At 67.9% G+C, this 10734-nt stretch carries 8 protein-coding genes; 7 read left to right on the forward strand and 1 reads right to left on the reverse strand.

Annotated elements, in window-relative coordinates; translation table 11 throughout:
- The 5 genes from AC5E6L_RS01520 to AC5E6L_RS01540 are packed head-to-tail and all read left to right on the forward strand — an operon-like array spanning nt 1 to nt 7287.
- Nucleotides 1-2088 carry a hydantoinase/oxoprolinase family protein gene (locus tag AC5E6L_RS01520; RefSeq protein WP_491770772.1) on the forward strand — a complete coding sequence of 696 codons (2088 nt, stop codon included), beginning with the start codon at nt 1-3 and terminating at the stop codon, nt 2086-2088.
- Entirely contained in the window at nt 2085-3737 is a 1653-nt protein-coding gene (locus AC5E6L_RS01525) for a hydantoinase B/oxoprolinase family protein (RefSeq protein ID WP_491770774.1), read from the forward strand. Before AC5E6L_RS01520 ends, AC5E6L_RS01525 begins: the two co-directional genes overlap by 4 nt.
- A gap of 21 nt (nt 3738-3758) precedes the next feature.
- Entirely contained in the window at nt 3759-4589 is an 831-nt protein-coding gene (locus tag AC5E6L_RS01530) for an aspartate/glutamate racemase family protein (RefSeq protein WP_491770776.1), read from the forward strand.
- 21 nt (nt 4590-4610) lie between these two features.
- Entirely contained in the window at nt 4611-5714 is a 1104-nt protein-coding gene (locus AC5E6L_RS01535) for a M24 family metallopeptidase (protein ID WP_491770778.1), read from the forward strand.
- Nucleotide 5715: 1 nt separating this feature from the next.
- Nucleotides 5716-7287 carry a hydantoinase B/oxoprolinase family protein gene (locus AC5E6L_RS01540; protein ID WP_491770780.1) on the forward strand — a complete coding sequence of 524 codons (1572 nt, stop codon included), beginning with the start codon at nt 5716-5718 and terminating at the stop codon, nt 7285-7287.
- Between the two features lie 123 nt (nt 7288-7410).
- Here AC5E6L_RS01540 and ung read toward each other — a convergent pair whose 3' ends face one another.
- Nucleotides 7411-8115: a uracil-DNA glycosylase gene (gene ung, locus AC5E6L_RS01545; RefSeq protein WP_491228793.1), complete on the reverse strand. Its 705-nt coding sequence runs from the start codon at nt 8113-8115 to the stop codon at nt 7411-7413.
- 238 nt (nt 8116-8353) lie between these two features.
- Here ung and AC5E6L_RS01550 point away from each other — a divergent pair, with 238 nt between their 5' ends.
- Together AC5E6L_RS01550 and AC5E6L_RS01555 are read left to right on the forward strand one after the other, a co-directional pair.
- On the forward strand, nt 8354-9019 hold the full coding sequence (locus tag AC5E6L_RS01550) for a DsbA family protein (protein WP_491228792.1): 666 nt from the start codon (nt 8354-8356) through the stop codon (nt 9017-9019).
- A 44-nt stretch (nt 9020-9063) separates the two neighbouring features.
- On the forward strand, nt 9064-10734 hold a 1671-nt coding region (locus AC5E6L_RS01555; protein ID WP_491770783.1), incomplete at its 3' end, for a chromosome segregation SMC family protein.

The raw sequence follows: 10734 nt of genomic DNA on the forward strand, positions 1-10734 counted from the left end.
ATGCCGACGAAGACCACCCGCGTTGCCACAGATGTCGGCGGAACCTTTACCGATCTGGTCGTCTTCGAGACCGACGAAGCGACCGGCGAGGCCCATATCCGCACCGCCAAGTCGGACACCACACCGCCCGATTTCGAACAGGGCGTGCTGAACGTGCTCGAAAAGGGGGGCGTCGATCCGTCGGCGATCGACTTTCTCGCCCATGGCACCACGGTCGTGATCAACGCGCTGACCGAGCGCAAGGGCGTCAAGGTCGGCCTGATCACGACCCGAGGCTTCCGCGACACGCTGGAGATCGCGCGCGGCAACCGGCCCGACTTCTTCAACCTGCACTACCGCAAGCCCGAACCCTTCGTGCCGCGCTATCTGCGCCGCGAACTGCCCGGCCGCATGACCTACAAGGGCGAGGAGCGCAGCGCCCTCGATATGTCCGGCCTGCCGGCGATCCTCGACGATTTCCGCGCCGAGGGCGTCGAGGCGGTCGCCATCTGTTTTCTGCATTCCTACGCCAATCCGGCGCATGAAAAGGCAGTGCTCGACGCGGTGCGCAAGCTCTGGCCGGAGGCGTCGGCCGTCGCCTCGCACCAGATCACCCGCGAATGGCGCGAATATGAGCGCACCAACACGGCCGTTCTGTCGGCCTATGTGCAGCCCGTCGCCGAGCGCTATCTGAGCCGGCTCGATAAGGGCCTGAGATCAAAGGGCTTTTCCGGCAGCCCCTACATCATGCAGTCCAATTGCGGCGTCGATTCGCTGCAAGCGGTCTCGCGCATTCCGATCACCATGGTCGAATCCGGGCCCGCATCGGGCTTCTGGGGCGCGGCCGAACTCGGCAAGCTGATCGGCGAGCCCAACGTGCTCGCGCTCGACATCGGTGGGACCACCGCCAAGTGCTCGCTGATCGAGCATGGCCAGATCAAGATCATGACCGACTACTGGATCGAACGCGACCGGACATCGGCGGGCTATCCGGTCATGGTGCCCGTTGTCGATCTGGTCGAGATCGGCAATGGCGGCGGCTCGATCGCCTGGGTCGACGACTACGGCAAGCTGCATGTCGGCCCGCAATCGGCGGGCGCCCAGCCGGGGCCGGCCGCCTATGGGCGCGGCGGCACCGAAGCGACGACGACCGACGCCAATCTCTGGCTCGGCCGCATCAATCGCGACTATTTCTGCGGCGGCGAGATCGATGCCGACATGCAGTCCGCCGAAACGGCGATCAGGGCGGTCGGCGACAGGCTTGGCGTCGACGCCGACGAAGCGGCGCGCGGCATCATCCGCATCGCCAACAACAATATGGTCAACGCGCTCAAGCTGGTCTCGCTCAACCGTGGGTTCGATCCGCGCGACTTCACGCTGGTCGCCTTCGGCGGTGGCGGGGCGATGCACGCGGTGGCGCTGGCTCGGGAACTGGGCGTCGGACGCGTCGTCGTGCCCGCCGGCGCTGCCGTCTTCTCGGCCTGGGGCATGATGATGTCCGACCTTCGCCGCGACTATTTCGTCACCAGCCTGGCCGATCTGGTGCCGGACAATGCCGCCTCCATCGAGACCTTGTTCGCCGACACCGAGGCGGACGCCCGAAAGCAGTTCGAGGCCGAGGGCGTCACCGATGAGAAGGTGAGGTTCCTGCGGTTCGGAAAATTCCGCTACCAGAACCAGGAGCACACCACCGAGGTGCTGCTCGACGAAGGCGCGATCACGCCCGAGCGCGTCGCGGCGATCGAGGCGGCGTTCCACGAGACCTATGAGCGCGAATACACCTACCGGCTCGACGCGCCGGTCGAGATGGTCGGCATCCATCTGGTCGCCTCGGCCGAGGTCCGCAAGCCGACCATGACCGAACGGCCGCTGGGCGAGGACGATCCGAGCGCCGCCGTCAAGGGCGCGCGACGGGTCGACTATGCGCTCGAAGGAGTGCACGAGGCCATCATCTATGATGGCGGAAAGCTCCGGCCCGGCATGGTGTTCGAGGGACCGGCCATCGTCGAGGATCCGGGCACGACCATCGTCATCCATCCGGGCAGCCGGGCGACCATGGACGGCTACCGCAACATCGTCATCGATACCGGAGGAGGAGATACGGCATGACGGCCAACGATCCCATCACGCTGGAAATCATCCAGAATTCGCTGCAATCGGCGGCCGACGAGATGTTCGCGGCGATGAGGAAGACCGCGATGAGCTCGATCATCTACGAGGTCCTCGACATGGGCACGGGCATTCTCGACGCCGAAGGCGAGATCGCCTGCTCGGGCGCCGGCATCCCCGCCTTCATCGGCGTGCTCGACAAGGCGGTCAAGGTGATCGCGGCCAAATATGACGGCACGGTCAGGCCGGGCGACGTGTTCGCCACCAACGATCCCTATCATGGCGGCGTCACCCACCTCAACGACATCGTCGTCGCCATGCCGGTCTTCGCGGACGGCGAACTGATCGCCTGGACCGCCAACATCGCCCACAATTCCGATGTCGGCGGCATGGCGCCGGGATCGCTGTCGGGCGATGCGACCGAGATCTTCCAGGAGGGCCTGCGCCTGCCGGCCGTCAGATTGATCGCCGAGGGCGAGCCGATCAAGCCGGTCTTCGACATCGTCAAGGTCAATTCGCGCATGCCCGACGTCTTGGAGGGCGATGTGTGGGCGGCGATCGCATCGGCGCGCATCGGCGCCAAGCGCCTGGAGGAGATCGCGGCAAAATACGGCACGCCGACCTTCAAGACCGCCATGGATCATTTCATGGACTATGGCGAAAAGGTCTCGCGCGCCGAACTGGCCAATTTGCCAAAGGGCACGTTCGAACTGTCCGAGGAACAGGACGACGGCCGTATCTTCAACGTCAAGATCACGATAACCGACGACAGCTTCACCGTCGATCTGCGCGACAATCCCGACCAGTCGCCGAACCCGGTCAACACCAGCCGCGACGGCGTCATGGTCGCCGCCCAGATGATCTTCAAGTCGCTGACCGATCCCTATTCGCCGGCAAACGGCGGCTCGTTCCGCCCCATCGGCCTGCTGACGCGGGAGGGCTCGGTCTTCCACGCCTCCGAGCCCGCGCCCATCGGCTTCTACTACGAGATCGAGCTGCGGGTTTACGACATTATGTGGCGGTGCCTTGCCCCGCACATGCCCGACCGGCTGGCGGCCGGCCATTTCGCCTCGGTGTGCGGCACCTTCATCGGCGGCATCCACCCCGACACGGGTCGGCAATACACCATCATCGAGCCGCAGCTCGGCGGCTGGGGCGCCAGCCGGCAGGCCGACGGCAACAGCGCCATCTTCTGCGGCTTTCACGGCGAAACCTACAATTGCCCCGCCGAGATCAACGAGGCGCGCAACGGGCTGTTCGTCGACCAGATGGCGCTCAACCTGGAACCGGGCGGCGAAGGCGAGCGAACGGGCGGGCGCGGCATCGTGATGGACTATCGCGTGCGTGCCGACAACGGCTTCCTGACCGCCGGCTACACGCGCTCCAAGTTCCCCGCCTGGTCGCTCGACGGCGCCGCGGAAGGCTCGCCCAACTATGTCGAATATCGGCCAAGGGACGGCGAGCCGCAGCGCTTTGCCTTCGTCTCCGGCCTGACCACCCGCGCCGATGACGTGATCCGCGTCGTGACCGGCAATGGCGGCGGGCTGGGCGATCCGAAAAAGCGCGACCCCGATGCGGTGCGCCGCGACGTCAGGAACGGGCTCGTCACGCCCGAGCGCGCCCGCGCGGTCTATGGCGTTTCGGTTTGAACGAAAGACGGAGGAACGACGATGGCCCAACCCCTCAGGATCATGTATCTGAGCCCGGTCGCCAATGGCGGCGCCGACGACCCCATCTTCGCCGAGATGGCACGGGAGGCGAAACTGCCGGGCACCGAGGTGCATGTCACCTCGCTGCCCTGCGATGACGGCGCCTTCACTCATATCGAATTCCGTTCCTACGAGGCGATCGTCACGCGCGGCATCATCCGCGCGACGCGCGCGGCGGCCCGCGAGGGGTTCGACGCGCTGGCCATCGGCTGCTTCTACGACACCGCCCTGCACGATGCGCGGGAGATTTCCGGCGAGATGATCGTCACCGCGCCGTGCATGGCCTCCTGCGAGATCGCCGCCAGCCTCTCCAACCGTTTCGGCATCATCGTCGGACGGCGCAAATGGGTGAACCAGATGCATCGGGCGGTCCGCGAACATGGCCATGGCGAACGGCTGAGCGGCTTCTACCATGTCGAACTGGGCGTCAACGATTTCCAGAAGGACCATCGCGTCACCGAGGGCAGGCTGGTCGAGGCCGGACGCAGGGCGGTCGAGGACGACCATGCCGAGGCGATCATCCTAGGCTGCACGCTGGAAGTCGGCTTTCATGCCCAATTGCAGAAGACGCTGGGCATTCCGGTGATCGATCCGTCGACGGCGGCGCTCAAGCGGGCCGAATATGCCGCGCTGCTCAAGCGTCAGTGCGGCTGGGTGCCGAGCCGCAAATGGTCCTGCGAAGCCCCGCCCGAAGAGGAGATCGCCCGTTTCGGCGGTTTTGACGAGGGCGAGGCCTTCGGCAACCGGATCATTGTCGAGGCCGATCCGGCCGCAGCGCCGCTGGCCGCCTGAACGAAACCGAAAGGACCGAAAATGCCAAGCCCACAGACAAAGGCGCGCCTTGGCGCGCTGCGCCAGCGCATGGCGGACAAGGACGCCGATCTCGTCGCGCTCGGCCCGGGCGCGCACATGCATTGGCTGCTCGGCTACCACCCCCATGCGGACGAGCGGCCCTGCCTGCTGCTCGTCGGTGCGGCCGGCGAAGCCATGGTGATGCCCGCGCTCAATGCAGAGGGCGCGCGCGAACATGTCGATCTTGCGTTCCATGAATGGTCCGATGCCGATGGCCCCGGCGCGGCCCTTGCGGGCGCGCTTGCCGATGTCGGCGCGGTCGGCGCCAAATCCGTGGTGCTCGACGAGACCATGCGCGCCGACTTCGCCCTGCTCGTGCTCGACGCCCTGCCGGCCGCGTCGCCCGCCTTCACCGGCGAGACGGTCGGCGCCCTGCGCATGCGCAAGGACGATGGTGAATATGCCCTCCTCAAGCGGAACGCCCTCGTCAACGACCGCGCCATGCGCGCCGCTTTCGCCGCGCTCGGGCCCGGCATCACCGAGACCGGCGTCGCCGATGCCGTCGCCGCGCAATTTGCGGCCGAGGGCGCAAGGCCGATCTTCATGATCGTCGGCGCGGGTCCGAACGGCGCCTTTCCGCACCATGCGACGGGCGACCGATCGCTTGCCCGGGGCGACGCCGTCGTCATCGATATCGGCGCGCAAAGGGACGGCTTTCCCTCCGACATGACGCGCATGGCCGTGCTGGGCACGCCGCCGGAGGGCTATCTGGACGTTCATGCCGTCGTCGAGCGGGCCGTTCAGGCCGCCCTCGCCGCGGCAAGGCCCGGCGTCAAGGCGAAAGAGGTCGACACCGCCGCCCGGACCGTCATCGCCGAGGCCGGCTATGGCGAGCATTTCGTCCACCGCACCGGCCACGGCCTTGGCATCGAGGTGCACGAGCCGCCCTATCTGACCTCGGTGTCCGAAACCGTGCTCGACGAGGGCATGGTGTTTTCGATCGAGCCGGGCATCTATCTGCCGGGACGGTTCGGCATCAGGCTTGAGGAGATCGTCATCCTGCGCGCCGACGGGCCGGAGATCCTGTCCGAGCTGCCCCGCGACCTGTTCGTCGCGAGCGCCTGACATGGCCGCCGACCCGATCACCCTGTCGGTCATCCAGGCCGGCTTGGCCGCCGCCGCCGACGAGATGTTCGCCGTTCTCAGGAAGGCGGCGATGAGCCCTATCATCTACGAGGTGCTCGATGTCGGCACCGGCATCACGGATGCGCGCGGGGAACTTGTCTCCTCGGGCGCGGGCATCCCCACGTTCGTCGGCGTTCTGGACAAGGCGGTCAGGCGCATCGTCGCGCTCGAAGGGATCGAGGCGGTGCGCGAAGGCGACGTCTTCATCACCAACGATCCCGCCCATGGCGGCGTCACCCACCTCAACGACGTGGTGATCGCCATGCCGGTCTTCGCGCGCGGCCGGCCGATCGCCTGGGCCGCCTCGATCGCCCACTGGAACGATGTCGGCGGCATGACGCCGGGGTCCATGTCGACCGCGGCGACCGAGATCTTCCAGGAAGGGCTGCGCCTGCCCGCCATACGGCTGTTTTCGGGTGGCGCGCCGGTCGAGCCGGTGTTCGACATCATCGCCGCCAATTCGCGCCTGCCAGACTTCGTGCGCGGCGATCTTTGGGCGCAGATCGCCGCCGGCCGCCGCGCGGCGACGCGCATTGCCGCGCTCGCTGAGGGCTACGGCATCGACACGTTCCAGGACGCGCTCGCCGGCCTTTTCGCCGAAGGCGAACGGCGCGCGCGGGACGGGCTGGCGGCCCTGCCCCAGGGTGAATATGCGATCACCGAGGAGCAGGACGACGGCGCGCTGTGGCGCGCGCGCGTTCGCGTGCGGCCGGACCGCTTCACCGTCGATCTGACCGGCAATCCGGCCCAGCGCGATGCGCCGCACAACACCAGCCGCGACGGCGCGGTGATCTCCTCGCAGATGATCTTCCGCGCGCTAACCGATCCGACGCTCGCCGCCAATGCGGGGTCGTTCCGCCCGCTCGAAGTCATCACCGAGCCGGGCACGATCTTTCACGCCACCGGCACCGCGCCGCACGGCTATTATTTCGAAACCCGCATCCGGCTCTACGACATGCTGTGGCAATGCATGGCGCGCGCCCTGCCCGAGCGCCTGCCGGCCGGCCATTTCGGCTCGATCTGCGGCACCGTCATTGCCGGCGACCATCCCGATACCGGCCGCCGATACACGATGGTGGAGCCGCAGATGGGCGGCTGGGGCGCGACGGCCGAAAGGGACGGGCTCGATGCGATGTATTCGGCGAGCCACGGCGAGACGTTCAACTGCCCCGCAGAAATCTGCGAGGCGCGCTACGGGATCGATGTCGAGCACAGGCGGCTCAGCGAAGCCGCCGAGGGCGCGGGCCTGCACCGCGGCGGCAAGGGCCTTCAGGTGCGCTACCGGCCGCGCGGCCGCGCCATCCTGTCGGCGGGCTACAGCCGCAACCGCGTGCCCGTCTGGGGGTCGAGCGGAGGCGAGGCGGGCGGCGCCAACGCGCTCGGCGTGACACGCGCGGACGGCACGGCCGAGCGCTACGCCTTCGTCAGCGGCCTTGCGATCGAGCCCGGCGACATGATCGACATCCGCACCGCCAATGGCGGCGGCTGGGGAAGCCCCGGACCGGGCCGCTGATCCTGCCATGGCGCCAACGGGCGCCATGGCATGCGCTCAAAATGGCATCCGCTTGAAATGACCTGCGCTTAGAGAGGTCGAGCCCGTGGCGGATGTCGCGCGCGATTGACCGTCTTGCCGGCATCAAGCCCGGCCGGCTCCCCGTGCCGGCTCCGGCAGCCTCCAGTCGATCGGCGTCAATCCCCTTTCCTGCAGGAAGGCATTGGTCCGCGAGAACGGCCGGGAGCCGAAGAACCCGTTATGCGCCGAGAGCGGCGATGGGTGCGGCGCCGTCAGCGCCAGATGTCTGGACCGATCGACGAACGCCGCCTTCTTCTGCGCATAACTGCCCCAAAGGATGAAGACGGCCGGCGTCTGCCGCGCATCGACCAGCCGGATCACCGCGTCGGTGAAGCGTTCCCAGCCGCGCCCGCGGTGCGAGGCGGCCTGGTGCGCCTGCACGGTCAGAACCGAGTTGAGCAGCAAGATGCCCTGCCGCGCCCAGTGCTCCAGATTGCCGTGCCCGGCCGGCGCGATCCCCAAATCGGTCTCAAGTTCGGTGTAGATGTTGACGAGCGAGGGCGGAATGCGCACGCCCGGCCGCACCGAAAAGCACAATCCATGGGCCTGTCCCGGTCCGTGATAGGGATCCTGGCCCAGGATCACCACGCGCACGCGGTCGAGCGGTGTCGCATCGAGCGCGTGGAACCATTCGCCGCCGGGCGGGAAGATGCGCTTGCCCGCCGCCTTCTCGGCGACGAGGAAGCGCTTCAGTTCGGCCATATAGGGGCTGTCGAACTCGCCCTGGAGCGGCGCCAGCCAGCTCTCGTGAAGCTTGATGTCGGTCATGCTGTTCCGATCGATGTCGGGGCGTTGAAACCTCGTCCCAGTTTGGGCGGCAAGCGGCCGCCTGTCACCGATGCGGGCGGGCGCGCCGGCCCTCATCCACAGCCAATCCGTGGTGGCGGTCGAGGCGGGTCACGCATATGTTATCGCGCGCGCGCCGCCGTTTCGCGATGCGCCATGTTGGCACCCGATTCGCGGCGCTGCTATAGGGAGCGAAACGATCAACCCTTGGAGATGTTCGATGGCCGACACGCCGCTTCCGACCCGCCGCTCCGCGCTCCTTGCCCTGGCCGGCGCGCCCCTGGCCTTGACCGCGCTCGACCGGCGCGCGCGCGCGCAGGCCGCCCCCGCGGCCGAGGGCCGGGTCGACATGGACAGCCTGCTTGAGCCCGGTCCGCTGCCGGAGATGGCCAAGGGCGACCCGAACGCGCCGGTCAGGATGGTCGAGTACGCCTCGATGACCTGCGGCTATTGCGCCAGCTTCCACAACGATACCTGGCCGGTGCTCAAGGAGAAATACATCGAGACCGGCAGGCTCTACGCGGTCATCCGCGAATTCCCGTCCGACGCGCGCGCGGCAGCGGCCTTCATGCTGGCGCGCTGCGCGCCCAATGACGGCTATTTCCCGATGATCGATGTGCTGTTCGAACAGCACGGCACATGGGCACGCGCGGAAAATGCGCGCATACCGCTCGAAAACATCGCAAGGCTCGCCGGTTTTACACAAGAGAGCTTCGAGGCCTGCTTGACCGATCAGCAACTTCTGAACGATGTCAATGCCGTCCGCCAGCGCGGGGCAGAGGAGTTCGGCGTCAACGCGACCCCGACCTTCTTCATCAATGGCGGCAAGTACACCGGAGCGCTCTCGGTTGAACAAATGTCGGCCATCATCGATCCGCTGCTCTGACCGCTTTCGGGCGTGGCCGGACCGGCATGGCGCGGGCCCCCGCCATGCGCTTTGAGAAACTGCGCCTGATCGGGTTCAAGAGCTTCGTCGAACCCGCCGAATTCATCATCGAGGGGGGGTTGACCGGCATTGTCGGCCCCAATGGCTGCGGCAAGTCCAACCTTGTCGAAGCGTTGCGCTGGGTGATGGGCGAAAGCTCGTACAAGAATATGCGCGCCTCGGGCATGGACGATGTCATCTTCTCGGGTTCGGCCACCCGGCCCTCGCGCAACATGGCCGAGGTCTCGCTGTTCCTCGACAATGCCGACCGCACCGCGCCCGCCGCCTTCAACGAGCACGACAAGCTGCAGGTCACGCGCCGCATCGAGCGCGAGGCAGGCTCGGCCTATAAGATCAACGGCCGCGACGCGCGCGCCCGCGACGTGCAGCTTCTGTTCGCCGACCAGTCGACCGGCGCCCGCTCGCCCTCCATGGTCGGCCAGGGCCGGATCGGCGAACTGATCCAGGCCAGGCCGCAGGCCCGCCGCGCTCTGCTTGAGGAAGCGGCCGGCATCTCGGGCCTTCACTCGCGCCGGCACGAGGCGGAACTGCGCCTGCGCGCCGCCGAAAGCAATCTGGACCGGCTCGACGACGTGGTCGCCGAACTCGAAAGCCGGATCGAGAGCCTCAAGCGCCAGGCGCGGCAGGCCAACCGTTTCCGGACGCTGTCGCGCGACATTCGCGCCGCCGAGGCGACGCTTTTGCATTTGCGCTGGGTGCAGGCGAAAGCCGTCGAGGCGGAGACGCAATCGACCCTTTCGACCGCGACCGGGCGAGTGGCCGAGCAGGCGCGGGAACAGATGGAAGCCGCGCGGACGCAGGCGATCGCCCACAAGGCGCTGCCGGGTCTGCGCGAGGCCGAGGCCGAGGCGGCGGCGGGCTTGCAGCGCCTGACCATCGCCCGCGACCAGCTCGATGCCGAGGTCGAGCGCCTGGCCGCGCGCAAGCGCGAATATGAACAGCGCCTTGACCAGCTTGCCGCCGACCTGGCCCGCGAGAAGCGGCTGACCGAGGACAATGCGCAGATGGTCACCGCGCTCGATGCGGAGAGGGCGGAACTGGTCGCCGCCGAAGAGGGCGAGGGCGCGCGCGAGGACGCGCTGGCGCAAAAGCTGGAAACGGCGCGCCAGGCGCTCGAACGGAGCGAAACGCAATTGGCGCGTGCCACCGAGACGCGCGCGGAGACCGCGGCATTGCGGACCCAGCTCGAACGACGCATCGGCGAGACGGCCGGGCGCTGCGACCGGCTCGAACGCGACCGCGCACGGGCCGAGGCGGAACGCGCAGGGATCGCCGAACGGATCGCCGCGCTGGTCGATCCGGCCGAAAGGCAGGCGGCGGTCGAGGGCGCGGACGCCGACGTCGCCGCCGCCGAGCGCCGGGCCGCCGAGGCCGAACGGGCCGCCCAGGCGGTGCGCGCGGCGCAGGCGTGCGTGCAACCGGACCTGGCCGATGCGCGCAACGCGCTGGCCGCCCTTGAGGCGGAGGCGCGCACGATCGCCAAACTGCTCAATGCGGGCGATGCGGGCCTGTTTCCGGGCGTCATCGAATCCCTGCGGGTCGACAGGGGCTATGAGACGGCGCTCGGCGCGGCCCTTGGCGACGACCTGGAGGCGCCGGTCGATGCCGGTGCGCCGGTCCGCGATCCCGACGGACCCCGGTTCGACCCGCGGGCG

The organism is Roseitalea sp. (assembly GCF_984466335.1).